This window comes from Streptomyces sp. NBC_01092 (assembly GCF_045039535.1).
Classification (GTDB): domain Bacteria; phylum Actinomycetota; class Actinomycetes; order Streptomycetales; family Streptomycetaceae; genus Streptomyces.
Genome location: NZ_CP108659.1, coordinates 6,985,843 through 7,011,575, shown reverse-complemented (window position 1 = coordinate 7,011,575; position 25,733 = coordinate 6,985,843). Strand labels below are relative to the sequence as shown.

The 25,733-nt window shown below is 71.2% G+C and carries 25 protein-coding genes; 13 read left to right on the top strand and 12 right to left on the bottom strand.

Features of this window, described 5'->3' with window-relative positions:
- Nucleotides 1-26: 26 nt before the first annotated feature.
- Both OG254_RS32075 and OG254_RS32070 read right to left on the bottom strand, forming a co-directional pair.
- Entirely contained in the window at nt 27-1,619 is a 1,593-nt protein-coding gene (locus OG254_RS32075; RefSeq protein WP_405588644.1) for a DUF3152 domain-containing protein, read from the bottom strand.
- A gap of 8 nt (nt 1,620-1,627) precedes the next feature.
- Nucleotides 1,628-2,653 (bottom strand): alpha/beta fold hydrolase, encoded by a 1,026-nt coding sequence (locus OG254_RS32070; RefSeq protein ID WP_405588642.1) that lies wholly within the window; start codon nt 2,651-2,653, stop codon nt 1,628-1,630.
- 272 nt (nt 2,654-2,925) lie between these two features.
- Here OG254_RS32070 and OG254_RS32065 point away from each other — a divergent pair, with 272 nt between their 5' ends.
- The 4 genes from OG254_RS32065 to OG254_RS32050 all read left to right on the top strand — a co-directional run bounded on the left by OG254_RS32065 (nt 2,926) and on the right by OG254_RS32050 (nt 4,865).
- Complete coding sequence (locus OG254_RS32065) at nt 2,926-3,150, top strand: hypothetical protein (RefSeq protein WP_405588640.1); 225 nt, start codon at nt 2,926-2,928, stop codon at nt 3,148-3,150.
- Nucleotides 3,151-3,390: 240 nt separating this feature from the next.
- Nucleotides 3,391-4,032: a TetR/AcrR family transcriptional regulator gene (locus OG254_RS32060; RefSeq protein ID WP_147993574.1), complete on the top strand. Its 642-nt coding sequence runs from the start codon at nt 3,391-3,393 to the stop codon at nt 4,030-4,032.
- A 152-nt stretch (nt 4,033-4,184) separates the two neighbouring features.
- Complete coding sequence (locus OG254_RS32055; RefSeq protein ID WP_147993573.1) at nt 4,185-4,412, top strand: DUF3107 domain-containing protein; 228 nt, start codon at nt 4,185-4,187, stop codon at nt 4,410-4,412.
- Between the two features lie 183 nt (nt 4,413-4,595).
- Nucleotides 4,596-4,865 (top strand): hypothetical protein, encoded by a 270-nt coding sequence (locus OG254_RS32050; protein WP_147993572.1) that lies wholly within the window; start codon nt 4,596-4,598, stop codon nt 4,863-4,865.
- Between the two features lie 138 nt (nt 4,866-5,003).
- Here the strand turns inward: OG254_RS32050 and OG254_RS32045 are convergent, their stop codons facing one another.
- Nucleotides 5,004-5,759 (bottom strand): ferritin-like fold-containing protein, encoded by a 756-nt coding sequence (locus OG254_RS32045; protein ID WP_187284295.1) that lies wholly within the window; start codon nt 5,757-5,759, stop codon nt 5,004-5,006.
- Between the two features lie 473 nt (nt 5,760-6,232).
- Between OG254_RS32045 and OG254_RS32040 the strand changes: the two genes are divergently transcribed.
- Nucleotides 6,233-8,629, top strand: a complete 2,397-nt coding sequence (locus tag OG254_RS32040) for a DEAD/DEAH box helicase (RefSeq protein WP_405588636.1) — start codon at nt 6,233-6,235, stop codon at nt 8,627-8,629.
- Between the two features lie 153 nt (nt 8,630-8,782).
- Nucleotides 8,783-9,664, top strand: a complete 882-nt coding sequence (locus OG254_RS32035; protein ID WP_405588633.1) for an alpha/beta fold hydrolase — start codon at nt 8,783-8,785, stop codon at nt 9,662-9,664.
- Here OG254_RS32035 and OG254_RS32030 read toward each other — a convergent pair.
- Nucleotides 9,661-10,554, bottom strand: coding sequence for an NYN domain-containing protein (locus tag OG254_RS32030; RefSeq protein WP_405588630.1), 894 nt, complete (start codon nt 10,552-10,554; stop codon nt 9,661-9,663). The two genes, OG254_RS32035 and OG254_RS32030, sit on opposite strands and share 4 nt — an antisense overlap.
- Nucleotides 10,555-10,759: 205 nt before the next feature.
- On the opposite strand from OG254_RS32030, the gene OG254_RS32025 reads away from it, so the two are divergent.
- Nucleotides 10,760-10,912: a hypothetical protein gene (locus tag OG254_RS32025; RefSeq protein WP_093747204.1), complete on the top strand. Its 153-nt coding sequence runs from the start codon at nt 10,760-10,762 to the stop codon at nt 10,910-10,912.
- A gap of 101 nt (nt 10,913-11,013) precedes the next feature.
- On the opposite strand, the gene OG254_RS32020 is transcribed toward OG254_RS32025, so the two are convergent.
- The 3 genes from OG254_RS32020 to OG254_RS32010 form a co-directional block, all read right to left on the bottom strand.
- Nucleotides 11,014-11,619, bottom strand: a complete 606-nt coding sequence (locus OG254_RS32020; protein WP_405588627.1) for a MarC family protein — start codon at nt 11,617-11,619, stop codon at nt 11,014-11,016.
- Between the two features lie 119 nt (nt 11,620-11,738).
- On the bottom strand, nt 11,739-12,596 hold the full coding sequence (locus OG254_RS32015; protein ID WP_405588625.1) for a PHP domain-containing protein: 858 nt from the start codon (nt 12,594-12,596) through the stop codon (nt 11,739-11,741).
- Nucleotides 12,597-12,785: 189 nt separating this feature from the next.
- Nucleotides 12,786-13,427: a DUF6758 family protein gene (locus OG254_RS32010; RefSeq protein ID WP_351189469.1), complete on the bottom strand. Its 642-nt coding sequence runs from the start codon at nt 13,425-13,427 to the stop codon at nt 12,786-12,788.
- A gap of 124 nt (nt 13,428-13,551) precedes the next feature.
- On the opposite strand from OG254_RS32010, the gene OG254_RS32005 reads away from it, so the two are divergent.
- Nucleotides 13,552-14,760, top strand: coding sequence for an MFS transporter (locus tag OG254_RS32005; RefSeq protein WP_405588621.1), 1,209 nt, complete (start codon nt 13,552-13,554; stop codon nt 14,758-14,760).
- A 41-nt stretch (nt 14,761-14,801) separates the two neighbouring features.
- Here OG254_RS32005 and OG254_RS32000 read toward each other — a convergent pair whose 3' ends face one another.
- Nucleotides 14,802-15,386 (bottom strand): suppressor of fused domain protein, encoded by a 585-nt coding sequence (locus tag OG254_RS32000; protein ID WP_405588618.1) that lies wholly within the window; start codon nt 15,384-15,386, stop codon nt 14,802-14,804.
- A gap of 509 nt (nt 15,387-15,895) precedes the next feature.
- On the opposite strand from OG254_RS32000, the gene OG254_RS31995 reads away from it, so the two are divergent.
- Both OG254_RS31995 and OG254_RS31990 read left to right on the top strand, forming a co-directional pair.
- Nucleotides 15,896-17,011, top strand: coding sequence for a magnesium and cobalt transport protein CorA (locus OG254_RS31995; protein ID WP_351189461.1), 1,116 nt, complete (start codon nt 15,896-15,898; stop codon nt 17,009-17,011).
- A 33-nt stretch (nt 17,012-17,044) separates the two neighbouring features.
- Nucleotides 17,045-17,557, top strand: a complete 513-nt coding sequence (locus OG254_RS31990; RefSeq protein WP_405588615.1) for a hypothetical protein — start codon at nt 17,045-17,047, stop codon at nt 17,555-17,557.
- Between the two features lie 4 nt (nt 17,558-17,561).
- On the opposite strand, the gene OG254_RS31985 is transcribed toward OG254_RS31990, so the two are convergent.
- Nucleotides 17,562-18,308: a hypothetical protein gene (locus OG254_RS31985; protein WP_405588612.1), complete on the bottom strand. Its 747-nt coding sequence runs from the start codon at nt 18,306-18,308 to the stop codon at nt 17,562-17,564.
- Nucleotides 18,309-18,530: 222 nt separating this feature from the next.
- Between OG254_RS31985 and OG254_RS31980 the strand changes: the two genes are divergently transcribed.
- From OG254_RS31980 to OG254_RS31970, 3 genes are read left to right on the top strand one after another with little or no spacing between them, the layout of a single operon-like run.
- Nucleotides 18,531-19,838 (top strand): magnesium transporter MgtE N-terminal domain-containing protein, encoded by a 1,308-nt coding sequence (locus tag OG254_RS31980; protein ID WP_405588609.1) that lies wholly within the window; start codon nt 18,531-18,533, stop codon nt 19,836-19,838.
- Nucleotides 19,828-20,439: a DUF1003 domain-containing protein gene (locus OG254_RS31975; protein WP_405588606.1), complete on the top strand. Its 612-nt coding sequence runs from the start codon at nt 19,828-19,830 to the stop codon at nt 20,437-20,439. Before OG254_RS31980 ends, OG254_RS31975 begins: the two co-directional genes overlap by 11 nt.
- Nucleotides 20,440-20,481: 42 nt before the next feature.
- The gene (locus OG254_RS31970) at nt 20,482-21,615 is read left to right on the top strand and encodes an Mrp/NBP35 family ATP-binding protein (RefSeq protein WP_405588603.1); all 1,134 of its coding nucleotides are present in this window, start codon (nt 20,482-20,484) and stop codon (nt 21,613-21,615) included.
- Between the two features lie 172 nt (nt 21,616-21,787).
- On the opposite strand, the gene OG254_RS31965 is transcribed toward OG254_RS31970, so the two are convergent.
- The 3 genes from OG254_RS31965 to OG254_RS31955 form a co-directional block, all read right to left on the bottom strand.
- A complete protein-coding gene (locus tag OG254_RS31965) occupies nt 21,788-22,531 on the bottom strand; it encodes a hypothetical protein (protein WP_351189447.1) in 744 nt (247 codons plus the stop codon).
- A 152-nt stretch (nt 22,532-22,683) separates the two neighbouring features.
- Nucleotides 22,684-23,121 (bottom strand): sec-independent translocase, encoded by a 438-nt coding sequence (locus tag OG254_RS31960; RefSeq protein ID WP_405588600.1) that lies wholly within the window; start codon nt 23,119-23,121, stop codon nt 22,684-22,686.
- A 217-nt stretch (nt 23,122-23,338) separates the two neighbouring features.
- Nucleotides 23,339-25,360, bottom strand: coding sequence for a trypsin-like peptidase domain-containing protein (locus OG254_RS31955; protein WP_405588598.1), 2,022 nt, complete (start codon nt 25,358-25,360; stop codon nt 23,339-23,341).
- Between the last annotated feature and the right edge of the window lie 373 nt (nt 25,361-25,733).

Below are 25,733 nucleotides of genomic sequence, written 5' to 3'. Positions count from 1 at the left end.
TGTCAATGTGACGTAGGAGTCACCCGTCAACTCCCGGGATACGCCCAGGCGTTGGCGCGGCAGTGGATCCCGTCGTGGTCGAGGAACTTGGTCTGCTGCTGCATGACCGGGGCGAGCTCGCCGTCCTTGTCGCAGGTGACATGGCCGAAGCCGAGCCGGTGACCGATCTCGTGATTGATCAGCATCTGCCGGTACTCGTATATGCGGTCGCCGTACGTCTCGGACCCCTGCGCCCACCGGTAGGCGTTGATCATCACGCGCTCGGTGGCGGCCGAGTCGCACGACACGTTGTCCTCGGTGGTGTCGAGTCCGGACTTGGCGCACCAGTCGGCCGTGGTGCCGGGGCTGGCCAGCGTGATCACGAAGTCGGGCTTGCCGGTGTATATGCGCTCGAAGGTGCGCGCGCCGTTGTGGGCCCAGCTCCGGTCGTCGTTGAGGGTCTTCTGCACGGCCGCGGCGAAGAGCTCGCCGTCCAGCCCGAGCCCCTGCTCCACGTCCACGCGATAGGTGAACTTCTGCCCCTTGCCCGGCGCCTTGTCGACCCCCTTGACCGCCTCGAACTTCCCCGACCCCTTGAGGGTCGCGCCGAGCGGGTAGGTCACGGCCATCTTCTGGGCGTACGTCAGCGGGGCCGCGCCGGGCGCGTCGGACGGCGTCGGCCGCCCGTCCCCGCGCGAGGCCGGGTCCCGGGCGTCCCGCGCCTGGTCGGTCGCGGACTGCGACTGTGCGTCGCCGTCGTCCCGCCCCTTCACGACCTGACCGGCGACGACGACCGCCAGCACGGTCACGACGGCGGCCGCGGCGATGCCGGTGAAGGCCCGCCCCTTGCCGCCCTGCGCCGGCACGGGCACGCCGGTCGGCGGGGCGTCGTCGTCGACGTCGGTACGGGTCCTGGTGTCCCAGTCGGTGACAGAGGCGTACGGGTCGGAGGCGTGCGCGCCCTCGGTCGTCCGGGGCACGAAGACGTCGACGTCCTCGTCGAAGGCGTTGACGTAGTCCTGCCGGGGCCCTTCGGAGCGCGGTGCCTGCCGGGGGCGCGGCAGGGGGACGCCGGTCGCGGCCCCGCCCCTCAACTCGCCCCAGCCACCACCGGGTTCACGCTGCTCGGGGTGACTCCCGCGGGCCTGCGGAATGCCGCGGGCCGGGGTGCCGTCCGCGAATCGGGGCACGCCGTGGGCCGGGGTGCCGTCGGGGAACCTGGGAAAGCCGTGCGCGGGCGTGCCGTCGGGAAGCCTCGGGGTCCCGTGCACGGGCGTACCGTCCGTTAGCCTCGGGAAGCCGTGCGCGGGAGTGCCGTCCGGCAACCTCGGGGTCCCGTGAACCGGCGTACCGTCCGGCAGCAGCGGGACACCACGCGCCGGCGTCCCGTCGGGGAAGCCCTGCCCCCCGTACGTCGCCCCCGGCATCCCCTGCCGTAGGGGCGCGCCTGCCTGCCGCGCTCCCGGAACCCGTCCGGGCCCCGCGCCCGGCACGGAGGGCCCGCGCTGGCCAGGACCCGGCACGGACGGCCCGCGCTGGCCCGCCCCCGTCTCCGGCTGCGCTCCCCGAGTGCCCTGTCGTGCGGTGGTGTCCGCGGTGTCGCGTTTGGCGGCCGGCCCGCGGCGGCTGTGACGTCCCACGTCCCGCCTCAGCTCCCCGCGCTCTCGGCAGCGACCCCGCCGGCGTCGGCGGCCTCCCCGCGCGAACCCGGGGCCGCCGACTGCCCCGTCTCCACGAGGAGTTCGCGGAACGCGTGAGCCACGACCTCCGGATACTCCATCATCGCCACGTGCCCGGCATCCGGCAGGCTCAGCAGGCGGGAGTCGCGGAAGCTGCGCGTGGCCTTCTCGCTCATGCGGTGACCCACGAGCTGGTCCCGGCCGCCGTAGATGAGCAGCGTCGGCGCCAGCACCCGCTCGGCCTGGCGCCACAGCGCGTGCTGGCCGCCGAGGGTGTAGGCGTTGACGAGCCCGCGCGCGGAACGCGTCATCGCGTCCCAGAAGTACGGCAGCTGGAGCCGGCGCTCCATCTCCTCGACCGCGTTGCGGAATGCTTCCGGCGTCGCCCGCCCGGGGTCGCCGTAGCAGAGGTGCATCACGCCGCGGACCCGCTGCTCGGCCGTCCACCCCCGGGTGAGGCGGGTGAAGAGCGCGGTCACTCCGGGCACCGCGAGCAGGCCGGTGGGCACGGCGGTGCGCTGGACGCGGATCTCCGGCAGCGCGGGCGACACGAGCGTGAGCGTACGGATGAGGTCGGGACGCACGGCGGCGACGCGTGTGGTGACGGCGCCGCCGAGCGAGTTGCCGAAGAGGTGCACGGGGCCGCGGTCGGAGGCGTCGAGATAGCGGATCACCGCGCGCGCGTGCGCGGTGATCGAGTAGTCGCCGTCGTCCGGTGGTGGCGAGTCGCCGAAGCCCGGCAGGTCGACGGCCTCGCAGTCGACGTCGCCTTCCAGCTCGTGCATCAGCGCCGACCAGTTCTGCGAGGAACCGCCGAGTCCATGGACGTAGAGCGCGGGCGCCAGCCCCTCGCGCACGGGCGGTCTCGCCCGTACCGTCAGCGTGATCCCCGGCAGTCCGACCGATCGCAGCCGCTCACCCTCCGCGACCCGGACGGTCGCCACCTTGGGGAGCGCGCTGGCGGCCGGCGCGGACGGGAACTCGGTCGAAGACATGCGGCAATGTTACGAGACGATCACGCAGTGGTTCATGTGTTCGCCGTCACAAGTCGACACGTACATGGCAGAAATCGGCCGGGAACCGGACCTGTGCACCGCCCGGACCGAAGTCACCCGGGGCCCGCCCGAATCGCCCGCGGATCCGCCGCGCATCGCATAGCGTCCGGAACGGGTGTCTCCTAGGCTCGTACGCAGGGCACCCGGATGTGGACCCCTGCCTCATCCAGGGACGTCGTCCCCCCGGGGACCTTCTAGGAAGGGAGCCCGTCATGGCCGTCGATCCGACCGACCCCGACACGTTCGTGGACGACGACACCGACGAGTCCGAGGAGTTCGACGTCGAGGCCCCGTCGGCGGACGCGGCCGAGCAGCACGCCGACGTCCTGCGCGACCGCGACGACCCGCTGACCGGCGCGGACCAGGACCGGGCGAACGAGGCCGATCTGATCGAGCAGGCACGCGTCGTCTCCATCGACGAGGACGACTACCGGTGACATCGGCCGGCCCGGAGGCCGCCGAGCTCGAATGAAGGCGCAACGGGACACGGAAGAGTGTGCCGCTGAGCAGGAAAGAGGCCGCCGGTTGCCCGCTCTGCCCCGGTTTCAAACCCTGTGCGCGACTTTCGCCGCCGTCCGGTCCGTGAAATTCTGCGCTCGCACCGCGCACACCAGGGTTACCGAAAAGTACGATGGCCGCGCGGCGCACACCGCATGTGGACGACATTGGGAGGCGGCGTGACAGCCATCGAGCAGACAGAGGCAGCACGCCCGCGAGGCACGCGCCTGCCGCGCCGTGCCCGACGGAACCAGTTGCTGGGCGCCGCCCAGGAGGTATTCGTCGCGCAGGGCTACCACGCTGCCGCGATGGACGACATCGCCGAGCGCGCCGGCGTCAGCAAGCCGGTGCTCTACCAGCACTTCCCGGGCAAGCTCGACCTCTATCTCGCCCTGCTGGACCAGCACTGCGAGTCCCTGATCCAGGCCGTACGCCACGCGCTCGCGTCGACGACCGACAACAAGCAGCGCGTGCGGGCGACCATGGACGCGTATTTCGCGTACGTCGAGGACGACGGCGGCGCCTTCCGCCTGGTCTTCGAGTCGGACCTGACGAACGAGCCGGCCGTGCGCGAGCGCGTCGACAAGGTCACGAACGAGTGCGCCGAGGCGATCTGCGACGTCATCGCAGAGGACACCGGCCTCTCGCGCGCCGAGTCGATGCTGCTGGCCTCCGGCCTCGGCGGCCTCGCGCAGGTGGTGGCCCGTTCCTGGCTGCACAGCGACCGCAGCGTCCCGCGCGACCAGGCGGTGCAGCTGCTGACGTCCCTGGCGTGGCGCGGCATCGCGGGCTTCCCGTTGCACGGCAGCGAGCACCACTGACCCACACTGGCGTGTGCGGGGCGTTTGTTCCCGTCCGTTGTTCGCTCCTGGCGTTCTTGGGCGGAGCGTGCACGTCCCCCTCACCGGGCTAATGTGTGCTGGGTACGGCGCGGAAGGTCGCGCACTTCACTGACCGTCGGAGGGACATAGCCGTGGAGGTCAAGATCGGCGTGCAGCACGCGCCCCGCGAGATCGTTCTGGAGAGCGGTCAGAGTGCCGAGGAGGTCGAGCGGGCGGTGTCCGAGGCACTGGCCGGGAAGACGCAGCTGCTGAGCCTCGTGGACGAGCACGGCCGCAAGGTCCTGGTCCCGGCCGACCGCCTCGCCTACGTGGAGCTCGGTGAGCCGGCTCCGCGCAAGGTGGGCTTCGGCGCGCTGTAAGAAGGCGCACCGCCTGCACAGGCATCACGAGAGGGGCCCGGCGACCACGGTCGCCGGGCCCCTCTCGCCGTCTCCACGGATGGAGCACAGCTCGCTCACACAGGAGGATTGCATTCCGCAGGTCAGGGGTATGACGGGCTACGACCGTTTCGAGCAGGCCGGCCGTGTGGGAGGGACCCCAACATGCTCTTGGAAGCGATCAGCTCCGCGATCCTCGGCCTGGCCCTGGCATGGGCAGCCGCACGCCGCCTGCCGCACCGCCTGCCCGCCCGCTCGCTGGTCCTCCCGACGGGTGTCGCCGGCGCCCTCTTCGGCGCCTTCATCACGCACACGGCGCTCGACTTCGGCAACCTCTTCGTGATCCTCATCGGCGCGGCGATCGTCTCCGCCGCCTCTCTCTCCCTGCTGGTACGCCCGGCGGGAAGACTGAGCCGCCACTCGGCGACCGCGTAGACCGGCCGCCGAATTCCTGACGCCCGCATCCAAGCGCCGATAAGCAATCTCAGCCCGTCCGGCGTTTGAGGACGAGGCCCCTTCAGGGCCGAAGCGGGGGTCTGGGGGCCGCAGGCCCCCAGAGCGCGGGGCGGCCGGCTACGCCGCCAGACCCAGCGCAGCCATCCGCTTCGTGTGCGCCTCAGTGATCCGCGAGAACATCTTCCCGACCTCGGCAAGATCGAACCCGTCCGCGACCCCGCCCACGAGCATCGTCGACAAGGCATCCCGGTCGGCGACGACCCGCTGCGACTGGGACAACGCCTCGCCCATCAAGCGCCGGGCCCACAGCGCGAGCCGCCCACCCACACGCGGATCCGCGTCGATGGCCGCCCGCACCTTCTCGACGGCGAAGGACGCGTGCCCGGTGTCGTCGAGCACGGCCAGCACAAGACCCCGCGAGTCGGAGTCGAGCCGTGCCGCGACCTCACGGTAGAAGTCGCTGGCGATCGAGTCACCGACGTACGCCTTGACGAGGCCCTCCAGCCAGTCCGAGGGCGCCGTCTGCTTGTGGAACCCGTCCAGCGCGGCGACGAAGGGCTCCATCGCCGCCGTCGGCTCGGCCCCGATCTCGGTCAGCCGGTCCCGCAGCTTCTCGTAGTGGTGGAACTCGGCCGACGCCATCTTCGCCAGCTCCGCCTTGTCCGCCAGCGTCGGCGCCAGCTTGGCGTCCTCCGCCAGCCGCTCGAACGCCGCCAGCTCCCCATAGGCCAGCGCGCCGAGCAGGTCCACGACAGCGGCCCGGTACTGCGGATCTGCGGAGGCCCGCGCCCAGTCCTGGGCGGCGACCCCAGTGTGTTCGACGGCGGTGTCGGAGGCGTCAGCGGTGTTGTCAGGCGTCGTCATGAAGCGCACAATAGCCCGCTCATCGCGTCGCGGAAGTCCCTGGTCAATCAGTGTGACGCCGACTACGTGACCAATTCGGCCATCGCATGTGCGCGTTTCCGGGGTATGGTGGTAATGCGCCCGCTGAGTACTCAGACGTACTTCGACGGGCCGCACGTTATGAGGATGCCCGGTCGGTGGCCCGATCGGCTCCGACCCGACAGCCCTCCCCGGCCGTACGGCACTCTGCGTACGACGACCGGAGGGACACCCTCAGCGGTACGAGCGCTAGAGCGTCGGCAGTGGTCCCGTGTCCTACGGCCAATCCGTATGGCAGCCGACGTCCCCGGCACGGTCCGTCAACGACCCCCTCGCTCGCCTCGCACCGCGCACACAGAAGAGGCAGCACCCTGACTACGACTTTCCGAGAGCTCGGAATCCTTCCCGAGACCGCTGAGGCCCTTGAGGCCGTCGGCATCATCAACCCCTTCCCCATCCAGGAGATGACCCTCCCCGTCGCCCTTTCCGGCACGGACGTCATCGGCCAGGCCAAGACCGGCACCGGCAAGACGCTGGGCTTCGGTCTCCCGCTCCTGGAGCGCGTCACCGTCCCCGCCGACGTCGAGGCCGGCCGCGCCGAGCCCGAAGCGCTCACCGACGCCCCGCAGGCGCTCGTCGTCGTCCCCACGCGCGAGCTGTGCACCCAGGTGACGAACGACCTGCTGACCGCGGGCAAGGTCCGTAACGTCCGCGTCCTCGCCATCTACGGCGGCCGGGCCTACGAGCCCCAGGTCGAGGCCCTGAAGAAGGGCGTCGACGTCATCGTCGGCACCCCGGGCCGACTGCTCGACCTCGCGGGCCAGAAGAAGCTCAACCTCAAGCACGTCAAGGCGCTCGTCCTCGACGAGGCCGACGAGATGCTCGACCTGGGCTTCCTGCCCGACGTCGAGAAGATCATCAACATGCTGCCGGCCAGGCGCCAGACCATGCTGTTCTCGGCGACCATGCCGGGCGCGGTCATCGGCCTCGCGCGCCGCTACATGTCGCAGCCCACCCACATCCGCGCCACCGCGCCGGACGACGAGGGCCAGACGGTGCGCAACACCGCGCAGTTCGTCTACCGCGCGCACAACATGGACAAGCCGGAGATGGTCGCGCGCATACTGCAGGCCGACGGCCGGGGACTGGCCATGGTCTTCTGCCGCACCAAGCGCACGGCGGCCGACCTCGCGGACCAGCTCCAGCAGCGCGGCTTCGCCGCCGGCGCGGTCCACGGCGACCTCGGCCAGGGCGCCCGCGAGCAGGCGCTGCGCGCCTTCCGCAACGGCAAGGTGGACGTCCTCGTCTGCACCGACGTCGCCGCCCGCGGTATCGACGTCGAGGGCGTGACGCACGTCATCAACTACCAGTCGCCGGAAGAGGAGAAGACGTACCTGCACCGCATCGGCCGTACGGGCCGCGCGGGCAAGACGGGTACGGCGATCACCCTCGTCGACTGGGACGACATCCCGCGCTGGCAGCTCATCAACAAGGCGCTGGAGCTGAGCTTCAACGACCCGCCGGAGACGTACTCCACGTCCCCGCACCTCTTCGAGGAACTGAAGATCCCCGCGGGCACGAAGGGTGTCCTGCCCCGCTCGGAGCGCACGCGCGCCGGGCTGGCCGCGGAGGAGGTCGAGGACCTCGGCGAGACCGGCGGACGCGGTGCACGCGGTCGCGCCGGCCGCGGTGGCCGGGACGAGTCCCGCTCGTCCGCGCCGGACCGCGAGCGCTCGGCGCGCACGCCGCGTCGCCGTCGCCGTACGCGCGGCGGAGCCGTGCTGGACGCCGCGTCGGCACCCGCCGCCGGTACCGCGACGCCGGACGAGGCGGCCGAGGCCACCACGGCGGAGTCCGTCACGGGATCGCGCACCCCGCGCCGCCGTCGCCGCACCCGCAACGGAGCGCCCGCGGAGCAGGCCGTCACGGCCGTGTCCACGGACGCCGCGGAGGCTGCCGTGACGACGGCCGAGGGCCCGTCCCTGGACGCCGCCGAGGAGACCGCGGCGAAGCCGCGCCGCCGCCGTACGCGCAAGTCGGCCGAGCCGCAGGCGACTTCGGCCGAGGCCGCCCCGACGCCGGAGGTTGTGGCCGCACCCGAGGCCGCGAAGGTCTCGGAGGCCGTGCAGGCATCCGAGCCCGCTACGGCCCCGGAGGCGGAGGCCAAGCCGCGCCGCCGCACCCGTAAGGCCACGGCTGCCGCGGAAGCGGTCGTCGACACGGCCGAGGCCACCGAGGCCAAGCCCAAGGCACGCCGCACCCGCAAGACCGCGGCGCCCGCCGAGGCCGCCGAGATCCCGGCCCAGACGGTCCAGGAGCCGGAGGCCGCCGAGGCCAAGCCGCGTCGTACGCGCAAGGCAGCGGCCGCCGCGGAAGCGGTCGTCGACACGGCCGAGGCCACCGAGGCCAAGCCCAAGGCACGCCGCACCCGCAAGGTCGCCGCGACCGCCGAGGCCGCCGTGGACACGGCCGAGGGCACGGAGGCGAAGCCGCGCCGTACCCGCAAGGCCGCTGCCACCGCCGCCACCGCTGCGGAGCCGGAGGCCGCCGAGGCCAAGCCCCGTCGGACTCGCAAGGCCGCCGCGGCTGCCGAGGCCGCCGTCGACACTGTCGAGGCGACGGAGGACAAGCCCAAGGCGCGCCGCACCCGCAAGACCGCGGCGTCCGCCAAGGCCGCCGAGACCGCCGACATCCCGGCCCAGGCCACGCAGGAGCCGGCGCCCTCCGAGGCCCCCGCGCCTCGTCGCCGTACCCGCAAGGCCGCGGCGACGGCGGAGCCCGCCGACGGCTCGGCCGAGGTGAAGCCCAAGGTGCGCCGCACCCGCAAGGCCACCGCCGCCACGGAGCCCGCGGAGAGCTGATCTCCCACACGACGGCCCGGCCCCACCGCGCGTGGGACCGGGCCGTCGGCATTCCCGGGACCGACACCGCACGAGCGCGACCGGGCCGGCTCGGCGGATCCGCCCGTCCGGACTCCCGACGCACGCCTCGGTGGCACCGGTTACCCTCCCCACGTGACCACCGAACCCGCCTTCACGCCGCCCCCGAACGCCCGCGCCTACCCCCTCCGGACCGCCCGCGGCACCTTCGCAGTGGTCGACCACCCCGTCGCCCCCGGCGTCCGGCCGCGTGGTGTCGCTCTGCTGCTTCCCGGGTTCACCGGCAGCAAGGAGGACTTCACGCTCATGCACGAGCCGCTCGCGGCGCGCGGTTACCGCACGATCGCCGTCGACGGTCGCGGCCAGCACGAGTCGGACGGGCCGGAGCACGACGAATCCGCGTACGCGCAAAGCGAGTTGGCCCGAGACGTCCTCGCCCAGGTGGCGGCCCTCGGCCCCCTGGACACCCCCCTGCACCTCTTCGGCCACTCCCTGGGCGGCCAGATCGCCCGCGCGGCCGTCCTCCTCGACCACACGCCCTTCCGTTCGCTGACCCTCATGGCGTCGGGCCCCGCCCAGATCTCCGACTCCCAGCAGCAGCGTGTGAAGCTGCTGAGGGACGCGCTCGGGGTGATGACGATGGCCGAGACCTGGGAGGCGATCCGCGCCATGGGCCCGCCCGAGGAGGTCGGCGGCCCGGCCCGCGGCATCGGCGGCGAGGACCTGCTGCGCCGCCGCTGGCTCGGCACGAAGCCCGCCCAACTCCTCGCCACAGGGCGTCAGTTGTCCACGGAGCCGGACCGCGTCGACGAACTCGCCGCCCTCCCGCTCCCGTTCCACGTCCTGTCGGGCGCCAGCGACGACACCTGGCCGGTTCCGGTGCTCGACGACATGGCCGTACGGCTGAAGGCCCGCCGAACGGTCATCCCCGGCGCCGAGCACTCCCCCAACGCCGACCAGCCCCTGCCCACCGCATTGGCCGTCGCCGACTTCTGGGACAGCGTCACTGCCGCCTAGTACTGCGCCTGAAGGTGCTCCCAGAACCCGTCCCGCAGCGCCCGCCGCAGATCCGACTGCCCCCGCAGCGAGTACTGCAGCAGTCCCTCCGCCTCCACCAGCAGGTCCTGGTCCACCGACCCGGGCAGATACGGATGCCCGGGCAGCAGCTCCACGAGCGATTCCCGCCCGCGTGCCGCGAGCCACTTCGCGGCGATCTGCGCGCCGACGAACCGGACGTCCTCCCGCGTCGGCCGGGCCCCCGCGGCCTCGTACGCGGCGGCCGTGCGACGGGAGACGTAGGGCTTGAAGAATTCGAGGTCGAAGGTGCGCTGGCTGTCGACCTCCCACAGCAGCGGTTCGGCCTGGTTGCGGCCCTCCGGCGCCTCGATGCCCCACAGGTGCACCCGCGCCCCGTACCCCTGCGCCGCCTCGACCGCCGACACCAGGTCCTCGTCCCCGCCGAGCAGGGCCGCGTCGCTGATGGCGCGGTGCCTGGCCAGGGACTCCAGGTCGGTCCGGATCAGTGAATCGACGCCTTTTTGCTGGTTGTTGGCGTTGAGGTTACCCAGCCGCACCTTCACATCGGGGAGTTCGGCGATCGACTGCTGCTCGGCGGTGTGGATGCGGCGCCGCGCGCCGTCGTACCAGTACACCCGCAGCAGCCTGCTGTCCGCGAAGATCGTGCGGGCCCGGTCGATGAGCGCCTCGATCAGGCCCTCGGCGTCCAGGTCGAAGGCGCGGCGGTCCTCCGTCCCGGCGACCAGCCGGCCCGCGGCCGCGTACAGATACCCCGCGTCGACGAAGATCGCATGGGTCGAGGGCGTCTTCGCCACCTCGGCGAGCATGCGTTGCAGCAGCTCGTTGGTGCGGTCGATGCGGGCGGTGAGTGCGCCGAGGTCGTCGTTCATTGCCTCCATTGTCCCGGCGGTCACGCTGCGAACACAACCGGTCCCGGTCGGTCCCCTCTTGATCATCCGGCAGCCACTACCGGCGGGTAGTTAGCCGTTCGAAAAATTTCTTTAGCGTAGGGAATGTTTGTAACGTGAAGCACGTTGACTCCCTGTGTAACCAAGTAGTTCTCCGTTGGAGGATGACCAGACGAAGGGAGAAGCCATGCGCTTCGAAATCATGCGACTCGACGAGTTCGACGGCACGCCCGTCGACAGCACCGTCGTGGACGCCGCCTCCGTCAACAGGATCGTTCAGCAGGCCGCCGCGACGGGGCAGCGACTGTGGATCCGACCCGCCGAGACCACGGCCTCGTAACAGCCGCGGCTCCACCGCAGAAGCTTCGAAGCCCCCGTACGCCACTCACGGCGTACGGGGGCTTCGCGCATCCGGAGACCGAAGCGCCCAGGCCCAGCGGCTCAGGCTCCCTGGATCACCTGGGTGACCCCGTTGATGATCTGCTGCACGGCGATCGCGGACAGCATCATGCCCGCGAGCCGCGTCACCAGGACCACGCCGCCGTCCTTGATGACCCGGATGATCAGCAGCGAGTACCGCATCACGACCCACAGCACGACATGGATGGCGACGATCGCCGACCACACCGACACCTGCATGGCGGCGCTGTCGGCCTTCTGCACGGCGAGGATGACCGACACGATCGCACCCGGCCCGGCCAGCAGCGGCATGCCCAGCGGGACCAGGGCGACGTTGACGTCCTTGGTCTGCTTCGGCTCGTCCGTCTTGCCGGTGAGCAGGTCGAGCGCGATCAGCAGGAGCAGCAGCCCGCCCGCGATCATCAGCGCGGGCACGGAGACGTGCAGGTAGTTGAGGATCTGGTGGCCGAGGAGCCCGAACACCGTGATCACACCGCCCGCCACACAGACGGCCTGGAAGGCCATCCGCTTCTGCACCTTGGCCGGGCGGCCGGCGGTGAGCGCGAGGAAGATCGGGGTGATCCCGGGGGGATCCATGATGACGAACAGGGTCAGGAACAGGGAGCCGAAGACGGCGACGTCGAACATGGGTGCCTTGCGAAGTGACGAAACGAGCGGACGTGAGCGTGCGAAGCCGTCGCGAGCATGCGGGACGGACGCGAACGCGGAGAAAACAGAGGTGAGCGTGCGGGGTGCGGGCCTGGGCCTCAGGCTCCGCCGGTCCCCGGCACGGGAAACGCCCCGGTGGCGCGCCGCGTGATCTCGCCGTACACCTCGGGATCCGTCGTGTACTCACCGAGCACGCAGGTCTTGCGGCTGCCGTGGTAGTCGCTGGACCCGGTCGGCAGCAGCCCGAGCTCCTTGGCCAGCCCGCGCAGCCGGGCGCGGGTGTCGGGGTCGTGGTCCATGTGGTCGACCTCGATGCCGTCGAGCCCGGCCGCGGCCAGCTCGGCGATCGCGGATTCCGGAACGGTACGGCCGCGCTTGCTCGCCGCGGGGTGCGCGAAGACGGCGACGCCGCCTGCGGCCTTGATCAGCCGGAGCGCCTCGAACGGGTCGGTCTCGTGCTTCGCCACGAAGGCCCGGCCGCCGTCGGCCAGCCAGTCCTCGGTGAAGGCATCGCCCACGGTCGGGACGACCCCGAGCTCCATCAGCGCGGAGGCGACGTGCGGCCGGCCGACCGACCCGTCGCCGGCGATCCGCAGCACCTGGTCCCAGGTGACGGGCACGCCCAGCTCATTGAGCTTGGCGACCATGCCCTGGGCCCGCGGCACCCGGTCGTCGCGCACCAGCTCACGCTCGGCGAGCAGCGCGGACTCCTCGGGGTCGAAGAGGTAGGCCAGCATGTGCATGCTGATGCCGTCGACACGACAGGACAGCTCGGCGCCGGTGACGAGGGTGAGCCCCTCCGGCAGCGCGGCAATGGCCTCGGCGTATCCACGGGTGGTGTCGTGATCGGTGAGCCCCACGACGTCCAGCCCGGCCGCGGCGGCGTTACGCACCAGCTCGGCCGGCGTGTCCGTACCGTCGGAAGCCGTGGAGTGGCTGTGCAGATCGATACGCACGACGCGAACTCCAGTCGGTGACGGCAGGAAGGGGACGCTCAAGGATAACCGCACTTTCGAGGCCCCCTGTCACACCCGCACGACCCAAGCACCCCCTACACACACCCACCCAGGGGCGCGGGGAACTGCGCGACCAGCCACACACAACCCGCAGCCGCCCGCCCAGAGCAACCCCACCCCCGGTGGGCGCTACGGCTCAAGCAAGCGCGGCGACAACGCTCCGCAGGGCACCAGCTCTATCTCGGCCCCCGCGTCCCGCAGATCCGTCAGCACCAGCTCGTCGTACATCAGCAGCCCCGACTGCTCGGGCCACATGACCGCCCACAGCCACATCCCGAGCGCCTCCCCCGCGAACACGGCACGGTCGTCGGGCGTACCCGACACATGCCACAGCGGCGTGGGACGCCCGGCGGCGAGGACCTTGGCCTGGGGCGGCTTCTCGACGTTCATGTACGACCCGGGGTCCGGCCCGTCGATACCCGCGTAGCGCGCGCCGAGACCGACACCGAGCTCCTCGGCGACCAGGATCAGCTCCCCCATGCCGCCGAGCGGACCGGGACCGGAGCAGGCCACCGCGGTCGCTCTGCCGCCACTGCGGTCGTCGCCCGCGCTGGCGACCCCGGTGAACAACCAGCCGATCGGCAGCGGCCACGGCATCCACACCGGCACCTGAGTGCGATGCACGACCACACCGAGGGCCTCGACACTGGGCGGGATCACGGGCTGCACCGGATGCACGGTGCCGTGCACGTCGCACTGCCAGGTGTCGGCGAAGAGTCCGGGAGCCCTGACCCGGCCACCACACTTCGGGCAACTGGGTTCGCCCCTCATAGGCCCCCACGGTCCTACCCCTTCTGCGCCACGTCAAGGACGATCACCCGTCCGGGCGGAACCTGCTCGCCGGAGAAGCCGGGCCCTCTTTACATCGTTAGGCACTCTAACTTAATATGTGTATATGCCATCTACTTTCTCGAGGCAGCCACGGGCCGTGTGGGCGACCGCGGGCGCGTCCGTCGTCGCCTTCATGGGCATCGGACTCGTCGACCCGATCCTGCCGTCCATCGCCGGCGGACTGAACGCCACAGCCGGCCAGGTCTCCCTGCTCTTCACCTCGTACTTCCTCATCACCGCCGTCGCGATGCTGGTCACCGGCTTCGTCTCCAGCCGGATCGGCGGCCGCAGGACCCTGCTGCTCGGCCTCGCGTTCGTGGTGGTCTTCGCCGGGCTCGCCGGCACGTCCGGATCGGTCGGCGAGCTGGTCGGGTTCCGGGCGGGCTGGGGGCTCGGCAACGCGCTCTTCGTCTCGACGGCCCTCGCGGTCATCGTCGGCGCGGCGGCCGGGGGCAGCGCGGCGGCGATCCTGCTCTACGAATCCGCCCTCGGCCTCGGCATGGCGTGCGGGCCGCTGCTGGGCGCGCTGCTCGGCGACGCCAGCTGGCGCTACCCGTTCTTCGGTACGGCCTTCCTGATGGCCGTCGGGTTCCTGTGCATCGCGGCGTTCCTGAAGGAGCAGCCGACTCCGGCCCGCAAGACCTCGCTGCTGGATCCGCTCAAGGCCCTCGGCCACGGCGGCCTGGCGTCCGCGGCGGTCTCGGCGTTCTTCTACAACTACACGTTCTTCACCGTGCTGGCCTTCACGCCGTTCGTGCTGAACATGAGCCCGTACCGGTCGGGCGCGGTGTTCTTCGCCTGGGGCCTGCTGCTGGCGGTGTTCTCGGTGCTCGTGGCTCCGCGCCTGCAGCAGCGGTTCGGTTCGCTGAAGGTGCTCGGCGGCTCGCTGGTGCTGCTCGCCGTGGCCGTGCTGGTCCTCGGCTACGGCGACCACACCACCGCCGTCGTCTGCACGATCCTGTCCGGCGCGTTCATCGGCGTGAACAACACCGTCTACACGGAGCTGGCCCTCGGCGTCTCGGACGCGCCGCGCCCCGTGGCCAGCGCGGGCTACAACTTCGTGCGCTGGTTCGCCGCGGCGGCAGCGCCCTACTTCGCGCCGAGGATCGAGGAGTGGACCGGCAGTCTCCGCATCCCGTTCGTGGTGGCGGCGGTCACGGCCGTGGCGGGCGCACTCGTGGTGGTCGTACGGCGCAAGTCGCTCACGACCGAGGCGGCGGAACTGCAGAGCAGGCACGCGAGCGAGGACAGCGTCGCCGTATTTGCCAACTGACGCTTTTCGGCCACCGGTTGGTGAGGTTGCTCACGCCTCGGTCAGTCGAGCGGGACGGATCTGCGGGACGGATCCCGCAGGTCCGTCCCGTTCGTCAGCCAGCGCTCCTGGAGGGCCTGGGCGCCGTGCACCCGCTTCCAGGCGGCCTCGTTCGGCGTCATGGGGAGCAGCGGCAGGAAGCGCACGGGGTCGAGGGGCTCGTCGAGTTCCAGGTCCTCCACCAACCCGCCCGGCTCGGCGACCAGGACCGACGTGAAGGGGGCGCCGGGCCAGAGCGGTTCCCCGACGTCCAGGGAGGCACCCGGCGCCACGATCAGCCCCTCCACCTGCGGGGAAGCGGCGAGCACGGCGAGCGGGCGGAGCACCTTGTCGGTTTCGGCGAGCCCGGCGCGGACCGAGAGGACCAGCTCCGCGCGGGCGCCCTTGACCGGGTCGGCGACCACCGCGGTGGGGTCGTTCATGGGTTGCGCGGACATGCCGAGCGTGGCGTAGCGGACGATGTCGCCGTCCTGGAAACGGAGCACCTCGATGCGGTCCGTACCGAGGAAGGTGACCGCCGCGCGGGCGCCCGGTTCGCCCAGCGCGGAGCGCAACCGGGCCTCGACCAGAGGAAGAACATCAGCCATGCGGCGAGCATAGAACTCGTCAGTACCCGGCAAAGCAGCGCCTTGACACTTCTGTCGGCTGATACTCTTGCCCGGTGTTCGGGACAGCATGCATAAGCGTCGCGATCGAATCCCGACACCGAGATTGACTCCCCTACGGGGAACCCCGAAAGGGGTATGGAACGTCCCTCACGAGGGACCGGCCGGAGGAGGTGGGGCTGCTATGGATCGAAGTCGACCGTGCAGTACCACACGCTCTTCCCGCCGCTGATGTAGCTGATTCGGCTGTTCCGGCTCCGGCTGACCGCCGCCTTTCACGCTCGCGTCCTCACGCGGAAGAGCACTTCGTTTCGCTTTGCCTGATCGGTCTGATCTGAATCAGCAACGAAGCCCATATCACCGCGACGGTGCGGTGCTCCCCGCTTTGTGGACGTGCCAAACATCCTGAGGTCAGGACGTCCCCATTCCGGGTAGTTCCAGCCGTGCTGCGGCCCTCCGAGCTTCGTTGCCCGTTGCGAAGGAGCCTGCTCATGTCGATGATCCGCGATCTGCGTGCCGTGGTCCGCCCGTCCCGCGTCTCGCTGCGCAAGGACAACGGCGCCTACGACACCACCCGCGACCCGGCGACGCCCTCGGCCGTCGTCGACTGCGCCGTCTACCGGCACGGTGCCCGGGTCCAGAGCCCGAAGCCCCTGACCCCGCACGAGGCGATGCGCCAGGTGCGCCGGGACGGCGGCTTCGTCTGGATCGGTCTGCACGAGCCGACCGAGGCCGAGTTCGCCGGTATCGCAAGCGAGTTCGGGCTGCACCCGCTGGCCGTCGAGGACGCGGTGCAGGCGCATCAGCGCCCGAAGCTGGAGCGCTACGACGACTCGCTGTTCACCGTCTTCAAGACCATCCACTACGTCGAGCACGACGAACTCACCGCCAACAGCGAGATCGTCGAGACCGGCGAGGTCATGTGCTTCACCGGACGGGACTTCTTCATCACCGTCCGGCACGGCGGGCAGGGCTCGCTGCGCGCGCTGCGGCACCGCCTCCAGGACGACCCCGAGCTGCTCGCCAAGGGCCCGTCGGCCGTGCTGCACGCCATCGCCGACCATGTCGTCGACGGGTATGTCGCCGTCGCCGACGCGGTGCAGGACGACATCGACGAGGTGGAGACCGAGGTCTTCTCGCCGGGGCGCAAGGGCTCGCCGCGCGGTACGGACGCGGGGCGGATCTACCAACTCAAGCGCGAGGTGCTGGAGTTCAAGCGCGCGGTCTCGCCCCTGCTGCGGCCCATGCAGCTGCTGAGCGAGCGGCCGATGCGGCTGATCGACCCGGACATCCAGAAGTACTTCCGGGATGTCGCCGACCACCTGGCCCGGGTGCAGGAGCAGGTCATGGGCTTCGACGAACTACTGAACTCCATCCTCCAGGCCAACCTGGCGCAGGCGTCCGTCGCGCAGAACGAGGACATGCGGAAGATCACCTCGTGGGCCGCGATCATCGCCGTACCGACGATGGTGTGCGGTGTGTACGGGATGAACTTCGACTACATGCCGGAGCTGCGCTGGAAGTTCGGGTATCCGATGGTGCTCGGGATCACCGCGGTGATCTGTATCGGCATCCACCGCACGCTGAAGCGCAACGGCTGGCTCTGAGCGGTCCGGTCACCGCTGGATAGTCTTGGGGCCATGACAAGCGAGCTGCTCGACCAGGCCCTCGTCGAGGAGGCCACGAAGAAGTCCGGCCTCATCTGGGTCGGCGGACCCGGCGTCCCGGCCCGGGCGCTGTGGCACGTGTGGCACGAAGGTGCGGCATGTGTCGTCGGCGACGGCCCCGGTGAGCAGCCGCTGCCGGGGCTGGCCGACGGCGGCGAGGCCGAGGTGACGGTCCGCAGCAAGGACAAGGGCGGCCGGCTGGTCTCCTGGGCGGCGAAGGTCGTCGAGCTCGGGCCGGACTCCGAGGAGTGGGAGGCGACGGTCGCCGAGCTGAAGGGCAAGCGCCTGAACGCCCCCGACGGCGAGGCAATGCCGGCCCGCTGGGCGCGTGAGTGCCGGGTGCTGCGGCTGGAGCCGACGGGCGCCACCGCACCGCTGCCGGACGGCTCCCTGGCCGAGGCGCCGCTGCCGTCCCCGGCGACCACACGTCAGCCGATCCCCGCGGGGCTTCCGCGACTGCTGCTGAAGAGGAAGCGGCGCGGTTAGACGCTCACGACGTCGGCAGCTGCTTGCCGTAGTCGACCGTCTCGCCCTTGCTCGGCTTCTCCAGGGCGAAGTCCTCACCCCAGGCGGAGAAGGTCAGGGTGCCCGCGCCGCCCGCCCGGGTCAGCAGGAGCGGGTACGGAGTGCCCTCCAGGGAGACGTCGAGGGTGCCGCCGGAGCCCTTGTCGCCGGTGATGCGGATCGTGCGGACGCCCGCCTGCTCGTGGCGGCCGTCGGTCGCCAGCTTGCCATGCAGCGTCAGCAGGCCGTCGATGAGCACGCCCTTGTCGGTGAAACCGCTGAACTTCTTGTACGCCGGGTCGCCCTGCGGCACCTTCACGAACTTGCCGTTCAGCTTGTCCACGGCGGCGGCGTCCGCCTTGCCGTCGTTGCCCGCGTCGCTCCAGAAGCCGGCGTCGGCCTTCAGAAACAGCTGCTCGCCGATCCGCAGCAGCTGGAACGTGGAGCCCTGTGCGGTGACCGACCCGGTCGCGCCGTCGGCCTTCAGCTGCATGTCGAGTTTGTAGGTGCGCCCACTGGTGACGACGTTCCCGGCGATGTGCACCGCTTCGGCGGAGACCGCGGCCGTACGGGACTTGCGCTGGATCTCGGCGGCCGGCAGCTTGCCGACGCCGTTGGTGCCCTCGTCCGGGTCCTCACTGCATCCCGTCAGTCCCATTCCCGACACGACCAGGGCGCACATGGCGGTCACCAGCGCGGCCCGGCGCATACGACCCTGGGGAATCGCAGTCACAGGTGGGGCTGCCTTTCTGTCGTGGGACCTGAGCGGCGTACGCAGCGTACCGGCACGTCACCACCCCCGCGGAGCCAGTCCGTCCGCACCTCTCACCAGGGCGTATCGGATCCGGACGGGCTAGCCTGAAGCCCAACCGAGCGGGCAATTCGGATATGCGGCACGGTCAGCGCGGCCGCGACAGCACCAGTGCACACCCCGCACGCAAAGGAGCCTGAAGCCATGGCAGCCGGCGCTCCCCGGATCTTCGTCTCGCATCTCGCCGGCATCGCCGTCTTCGACCCGAACGGCGACCAGGTGGGCCGCGTGCGCGATCTGGTCGTCATGCTCCGCGTCGGCCGCCGCCCCCCGCGGCTGCTCGGCCTCGTCGTCGAACTCTCCACCCGGCGCCGCATCTTCCTGCCCATGACCCGCGTGACCGGTATCGAGTCCGGCCAGGTCATCACCACCGGCGTGCTCAACGTCCGCCGCTTCGAGCAGCGCCCCACCGAGCGCCTGGTCTTCGGCGAGCTCCTGGACCGGCGCGTCACCCTCGTCGAGACCGGCGAGGACGTCACCGTCCTCGATCTGTCGGTCAGGCAGCTGCCGGCCCGCCGGGACTGGGAGATCGACAAGGTCTTCGTCCGCAAGGGCGGCAGGAGCGGCCCGCTGCGACGGGCCAAGGGCGAGTCGCTGACCGTCGAGTGGTCCGCCGTCACCGGCTTCTCCCTGGAGGAGCAGGGACAGGGCGCGGAGAGCCTCCTCGCCACCTTCGAGCAGCTGCGCCCCGCCGACCTCGCCAACGTCCTGCACCACCTCTCCCCCAAGCGCCGCGCCGAGGTCGCCGCCGCCCTCGACGACGACCGCCTCGCCGACGTACTCGAAGAGCTCCCCGAGGACGACCAGATCGAGATCCTCGGCAAGCTGAAGGAGGAGCGTGCCGCCGACGTCCTGGAGGCCATGGACCCGGACGACGCGGCCGACCTGCTCGCCGAGCTCCCGACGGACGAGCAGGAGCGGCTGCTGAGCCTGATGGAGCCCGCCGACGCGGCCGACATGCGCCGTCTGCTGGCGTACGAGGAGCACACGGCCGGTGGTCTGATGACGACCGAGCCGATCATCCTGCGCCCCGACGCCACCGTCGCCGAGGCCCTCGCCCGCGTGCGCAACGCCGATCTGTCCCCGGCCCTCGCCGCCCAGGTCTACGTCTGCCGTCCGCCCGACGAGACGCCCACCGGCAAGTACCTCGGCACGGTCCACTTCCAGCGCCTGCTGCGCGACCCGCCGTACACCCTGGTCAGCTCGATGGTCGACGGGGCGCTCGAAGCCCTGGAGCCGGAGGCCGCGCTGCCGGTCGTCGCCGGGTTCTTCGCGACGTACGACATGGTCGCGGCGCCCGTCGTGGACGACTCCGGGTCGCTGCTCGGCGTGGTGACCGTGGACGACGTACTGGACCACATGCTGCCCGAGGACTGGCGGGAGACGGAGTTCCACCTGGACGAGGAGGCTGGCGGGGGCGCGGGCGAGGGGGTGTCGGCGCATGGCGCATGAGCGTGAGAGCACGCGCGAGCGCACAGCGACGGGCGCCACCGCGGCCTCCCGGGCGCCCCGCGCGCGCCTCGACCAACCCCGGCCGCCGCGCCGCCGCATCCTGCCCGAGTGGGACCCGGAGGCCTTCGGACGGTTCTCGGAGCGGATCGCCCGCTTCATCGGCACCGGACGGTTTCTCGTCTGGATGACGGTCGTCATCATCGTGTGGGTGCTGTGGAACATCGCCGCACCGAGCGACCTGCGCTGGGACGAGTATCCGTTCATCTTCCTGACCCTGGTCCTGTCCCTGCAGGCCTCCTACGCGGCCCCGCTGATCCTGCTCGCGCAGAACCGGCAGGACGACCGCGACCGGGTCAACCTCGAACAGGACCGCAAGCAGAACGAGCGGTCCATCGCCGACACCGAGTACCTGACCCGCGAGATCGCCTCCCTTCGCATCGGCCTGGGCGAGGTGGCCACCCGGGACTGGATGCGCTCGGAGCTCCAGGACCTGATGAAGGAGCTGGAGGAGCGGAGCAACGGTCACCGGCGCAACGGTCACCGCGAGCACGGGGTATTCCCGGCAGATCGGTCGCGCGGACGTGACGTAGACGACCGCTGACGGGCTTACCGGGGCATGGCTACCGCGCCGTACCATCGTCCTATGGCTACGGAAGACGCGGTGCGTGAAGCACTGGCGACGGTGAACGACCCGGAGATCAACCGCCCCATCACGGAACTCGGGATGGTCAAGTCGGTGGAGATCGGTGCGGACGGTGCGGTCGCGGTCACCGTGTACCTGACGGTCTCCGGCTGCCCGATGCGCGAGACGATCACCCAGCGCGTGACGGACGCCGTCTCCGGGGTCGAGGGCGTCACCCGCGTCGACGTCACGCTCGACGTGATGAGCGACGAGCAGCGCAAGGAGCTGGCGAACGCCCTGCGCGGCGGCACCGCCGAGCGCGAGGTCCCCTTCGCCAAGCCGGGCTCGCTCACCCGCGTGTACGCGGTCGCCTCCGGCAAGGGCGGCGTCGGCAAGTCCTCGGTGACGGTGAACCTGGCGGCGGCGATGGCGGCCGACGGTCTCAAGGTGGGCGTCGTCGACGCCGACATCTACGGCCACAGCGTGCCGCGCATGCTGGGCGCGGACGGGCGTCCGACCCAGGTCGAGAACATGATCATGCCGCCGTCCGCGAACGGCGTGAAGGTCATCTCCATCGGCATGTTCACTCCGGGCAACGCCCCGGTGGTCTGGCGCGGTCCGATGCTCCACCGCGCGCTGCAGCAGTTCCTGGCGGACGTGTACTGGGGCGATCTGGACGTCCTGCTGCTCGACCTGCCCCCGGGCACGGGCGACATCGCGATCTCGGTGGCCCAGCTGGTCCCGAACGCGGAGATCCTCGTCGTCACCACGCCTCAGCAGGCGGCCGCCGAGGTCGCCGAGCGGGCCGGCTCCATCGCCGTCCAGACCCACCAGAAGATCGTCGGCGTGGTCGAGAACATGTCCGGCCTGCCCTGCCCGCACTGCGGCGAGATGGTCGACGTCTTCGGCACGGGCGGCGGCCAGTCCGTGGCCGACGGTCTCACCCGCACGACCGGCGCGAACGTCCCGGTCCTCGGCAGCATCCCCATCGACGTCCGCCTCCGCGAGGGCGGCGACGAAGGCAAGCCGGTGGTCCTGACGGACCCCGACTCCCCGGCCGGCTCCGCACTGCGGGCGATCGCGGGGAAGCTGGGGGGACGACAGAGGGGCCTTTCGGGACTGTCTTTGGGGATCACGCCGAAGAACAAGTTCTAGAGCCTCGCAGGGGGGCGCCCCTTCAGGGGCGCGGGGCTGTATCGATTTGCGGCTCCGCCGCGTGGGCGAACAACCACCCACGCGCCGCAGCCGCCGCATGCGCGGAAGCCCTACGGCGAAGGGGCGCCGAATCCCAACGGCGCCCCTCATCACTTCGGCTCAGCCCCGCCGGCTAGGCGTACGCGGCGACGTCCTTGATCACGGCGAAGCCAAGACCATACGCGCTCATCCCCCGCCCGTACGCCCCCACATGCACCCCGGCCTGAGTGGACCCGGCAAGCACCCACCCGAACTCGGACTCCCGGTAATGGAAGGGCGTCGGCACCCCGTCCACCGGCAGGGACAGCGTCGACCACGCCGACCCGGCGAGATCATCGGCCAAGGCCCACGCCGTCTCCGTCTGCTGCTCCAGCCAGTCGTCCCGCAGCGAGTGATCCATCTGCCCCGGCCAGGTGAAGGTCAGCAGCCCCACCCCCGCGAGCCACGCCGCCGAGGACACCGACGTGGCCTCCAGCAGCCCCGTGCCGTCCGCGCTGCGCCGGGACGGATTCGCGGCGACGGTCACCACGACCGCGAACTTCTCCCGGTCCTCCGTCGCCTCGCTCCGCACGGAGGGCTCGTCCCCGTGTCCGATCGATCCGTGTTCCACGGCTCCGTCGGCCGCCGTCCCGACCTGCATCAGCCAGCGCGGCCCCGTGAAGGCCTCATCGAGGCCGTACCACGGGAAGGGCGCCAGCAGGTAGCCGTCGACCGTGCGCCGGGCAGAGGGGAACTGCTGTCCGCTCTCCGCGGCCGTGTCCTGCGCGACTGCGCGACTCGTCGTCTGACTCGTCGTCTCCATGTGCCCGGACGCCTCCTCGCTCTCGCCGGACCAGTCCGGCCCGCCCCCCTTCGGGCGTACTCGTCCGGTCCGCACAACAACTCGGCAGCATAGCCACACCACTCCGAGCAGCAGGGAAACCGCCCGGCGCGTGGGGCGCGCGGAGGGCGGGTTCTGGCCGTGTGCGACCCGGGCGGAGTATGAGAAGCGTCACGTACGAGCGGTGTCCGCTCCCGTGTTCGTACGGCTCAGGTGGCGTCCGCGTCGTAGGGCGGGCGCTCCTCACGGGCGATCTCGGGCTTCTTCGTCATGTCGATGCTGACGCCCGAGGAGCCGGACGAGGACGAGGACGACGACTCCGACTCACGGCTGTGGACGGCGTCGGTGACCTCGGCCATCTCCTTCTTCAGGTCGAAGCCGTTGCGGATCTCCTTGAGCCCCAGTTCGTCATTGTCCAGCTGCTTGCGGATGAACGTCTTGGGGTTGAGGTCATCGAACTCGAAGTCCTTGAACTCCGGGCCGAGTTCCTGCCGGATGTCCTGCTTGGCGCTGTCCGAGAACTCGCGGATCTTGCGGATCGTCCGCGTGACGTCCTGGATCAGCTTCGGGAGCTTGTCCGGACCGAAGACGAGCACGGCGAGGACGATGAGCGTCACCACCTCGAGCGGTCCTATGTCATTGAACACCTGAAGCTCCTTGCGATGTCCTCGGTCCTCGGCCCTCGGCGGTCTTCCGTGGTCCGGGCCGCCTCCACGGTACCCGGCGATCCGCTACGACCGGTACTGTCCCGAGGCCTCCGAATGCGTGTGGGCGTGCGGTTTTCCGGGTTGTTTGCCTTGTCAGAGCCCATACGGGGGCCTGAGGAGAGGTGCACTGTGACGTTTCTGTGAGTCTCGGCCCCGATCAGCCCCCGCCCGACGAGCCCAGCGTCAGCGAGATCGTGATCTCCTTGCCGCCGCGCTCCAGGGTCAGTTCGAGCCGGTCGCCGGGGCGATGGGCGCGGGTCTTGACGATGAGTTCCTCACCGGAGTGGACGCGCTGGCCGTCGACCTCGGTGATGACGTCGCCCGGCTTGATGCCGGCCTTGTCGCCGGGGCCGCCGTCGGTGACCGCGGCGCCGCCGTCGCTGCCCTTGGTGCCCACGCGGGCGCCGTCGCCGGCGTAGTCCATGTCGAGGGTGACGCCGATGACCGGGTGGGTCGCGTGACCGGTGTTGATCAGCTCCTCGGCGACGCGCTTGGCCTGGTTGACCGGGATGGCGAAGCCGAGGCCGATGGAGCCGGCCTGACCGGCGTCGAGGTCGGAGCCGGTGTCGGCGGAACGGATCGCGGAGTTGATGCCGACGACACGGGCCTGGGCGTCGAGGAGGGGACCGCCGGAGTTGCCGGGGTTGATGGGCGCGTCGGTCTGCAACGCGTCCACGTACGACACGTCGCTCGCGTCGCTCTCGCCGCCGGCCGTGATGGGCCGCTCCTTGGCGCTGATGATGCCCGAGGTGACGGTGCCCTCCAGGTCGAACGGGGCGCCGATGGCGACGACCGGGTCGCCGACCTGGACGTTGTCGGAGTTGCCCAGCGGCAGGGGCTTGAGGCCGCTGACGTCGGTGACCTTGACGACGGCGAGGTCGTAGCCGCTGTCGCGTCCGACGACGGTGGCCTTGGCCGTGTCGCCGCTGTGGAAGGTCACGGATATCCGGCCGTCGTCGCCCGCGGGTTCGACGACGTGGTTGTTGGTGAGGATGTGCCCTCGGTCGTCGAGCACGAAGCCGGTGCCGGTGCCCTGCTCCTCGCTGCCGCTCACATGCAGGGTCACGACGCTGGGCAGTGCGCGCTCCGCGATCCCGGCGACGCTGTCCGGCGCCCGCCCGACGGACTCGGCCCCTGCCTGCGGCAGCTCGACGTCCCCCATGCCACCGTTGCGCTCCAGATACGCCCCCACGACACCTCCGACGCCGCCGGACACCAGCGCCAGCACCAGCGCCCCGACGAAGAGCACCCTCTTGGCCCGCTTGCGCCGCTGCTGCTTACTGGCGACACCGGCCCCGTTCTGCTGGAGGGGCGAGACGGGGAGCGCTGCGCGGGCCCAGGGGTCGTAGTTCTGCCAGGGGTCGGTGGGGGGTGGGGTGTCTGCGGGGGCCGGCTGGTCGAGGGTGGCCGGGGGTGGGGGTGCGAGTGCGGGGGACGGCTGGGTGGGGATGGTGGCAGAGGGAGCCGGGATGGCTGCGGCGGGGGCGGCCGGGCGCGTCTCCTGGGTGGGCATGCCGGGGGTCGGCGCCGGGACGGGCGCGGATACGCCGGCCGTCGGGGCCGGAGCCGCCACGGACGTCACCGGACCGGCTTGCGCGCCCTGCGCGGGGGCAGCCGGGCGGGGCGCGGGCGGCATCGGTACGGCCGTTCCGTGCGCCGGTGTCGTCGCCGGGTGCTGGACCGGCGGCGCGGGCGCCCAGGGGCCGGGCTCGCCGTAGGGCGGGGTGCTGTAGGGGTCGGGGTCGTGGAGGGGCTTGGGGTGTTCGGCGACCGGGGCTGCGGGAGCGGCGGCCTGGTCGGCGGAGTCCGCCATCAGTGCGTCCGCCGACGGCGCGATGACCGCATCCGCCGACGGGAGGGGCGCGGGCGCCCCGGCCGGCCGGGCCAGCTCGAAGTCACCCTCGTCGGAGGCCATGTCTGCAACGCCGCTCGCGGCGGGCCGAAGCTCGAAGTCCCCCTCGGCGGAAGCCGCGTCACCGGAGGCACCCGCCGCCGGCCGGGCCAGCTCGAAATCGCCGTCGGCGGAGACCACATCACCGGCCGAGCCTGATGGCCCCGCGTCCGGCGTGACCGGCATCGTCTCGCCCGGCGTCGGTGTCGCCCCCTCCGCGTGGCCCGAGGCCCCCTGCGGTCGAGGTCGGTTCCACCACTTCGCCTTCGCGGGCTTCCCCTCGTTCATGTTCTGCTTCCTGCTCGCTGCCGACCGTTGCTCGAGTAGGACGCTTCGCTCTGTGCCATGTCCGGGCGGACACGGCTGGAGTGCGGCGGGGCAGCCTTCGTGGGCCGTCGTTCCGCGGCTCGGCGGTGACGGCTCCGGTTCGCATGCCGTGCGAGAAACCCGCTGCCGTCCGAAGAACCCCGCCCGAACGCGATCTCCGGTTCCTCCGCAGACCGCCACCGGGAACCCCCGGCGCCCGAATGCCTACTCAACTCTGCGCTGTCGCGCTCGGCTTCCCCCGGGAAACCGGCGACTTCGTGCTACCTCCCCCATCCGGCACGCGGCGACAACGACGCCCGCGTGCGCGATTGCGCGCCCGGCCCGACGGACACGG

Excerpts from the sequence above, each read along its gene's own strand:
- OG254_RS32070 (WP_405588642.1), bottom strand. The coding sequence starts at position 2,653 with ATGTCTTCGACCGAGTTCCCGTCCGCGCCGGCCGCCAGCGCGCTCCCC.
- OG254_RS32065 (WP_405588640.1), top strand. The coding sequence starts at position 2,926 with ATGGCCGTCGATCCGACCGACCCCGACACGTTCGTGGACGACGACACC.
- OG254_RS32050 (WP_147993572.1), top strand. The coding sequence starts at position 4,596 with ATGCTCTTGGAAGCGATCAGCTCCGCGATCCTCGGCCTGGCCCTGGCA.
- OG254_RS32040 (WP_405588636.1), top strand. The coding sequence starts at position 6,233 with ATGACCCTCCCCGTCGCCCTTTCCGGCACGGACGTCATCGGCCAGGCC.
- OG254_RS32030 (WP_405588630.1), bottom strand. The coding sequence starts at position 10,554 with ATGAACGACGACCTCGGCGCACTCACCGCCCGCATCGACCGCACCAAC.
- OG254_RS32025 (WP_093747204.1), top strand. The coding sequence starts at position 10,760 with ATGCGCTTCGAAATCATGCGACTCGACGAGTTCGACGGCACGCCCGTC.
- OG254_RS32020 (WP_405588627.1), bottom strand. The coding sequence starts at position 11,619 with ATGTTCGACGTCGCCGTCTTCGGCTCCCTGTTCCTGACCCTGTTCGTC.
- OG254_RS32010 (WP_351189469.1), bottom strand. The coding sequence starts at position 13,427 with ATGAGGGGCGAACCCAGTTGCCCGAAGTGTGGTGGCCGGGTCAGGGCT.
- OG254_RS32005 (WP_405588621.1), top strand. The coding sequence starts at position 13,552 with ATGCCATCTACTTTCTCGAGGCAGCCACGGGCCGTGTGGGCGACCGCG.
- OG254_RS32000 (WP_405588618.1), bottom strand. The coding sequence starts at position 15,386 with ATGGCTGATGTTCTTCCTCTGGTCGAGGCCCGGTTGCGCTCCGCGCTG.
- OG254_RS31995 (WP_351189461.1), top strand. The coding sequence starts at position 15,896 with ATGTCGATGATCCGCGATCTGCGTGCCGTGGTCCGCCCGTCCCGCGTC.
- OG254_RS31990 (WP_405588615.1), top strand. The coding sequence starts at position 17,045 with ATGACAAGCGAGCTGCTCGACCAGGCCCTCGTCGAGGAGGCCACGAAG.
- OG254_RS31980 (WP_405588609.1), top strand. The coding sequence starts at position 18,531 with ATGGCAGCCGGCGCTCCCCGGATCTTCGTCTCGCATCTCGCCGGCATC.
- OG254_RS31975 (WP_405588606.1), top strand. The coding sequence starts at position 19,828 with ATGGCGCATGAGCGTGAGAGCACGCGCGAGCGCACAGCGACGGGCGCC.
- OG254_RS31970 (WP_405588603.1), top strand. The coding sequence starts at position 20,482 with ATGGCTACGGAAGACGCGGTGCGTGAAGCACTGGCGACGGTGAACGAC.
- OG254_RS31955 (WP_405588598.1), bottom strand. The coding sequence starts at position 25,360 with ATGAACGAGGGGAAGCCCGCGAAGGCGAAGTGGTGGAACCGACCTCGA.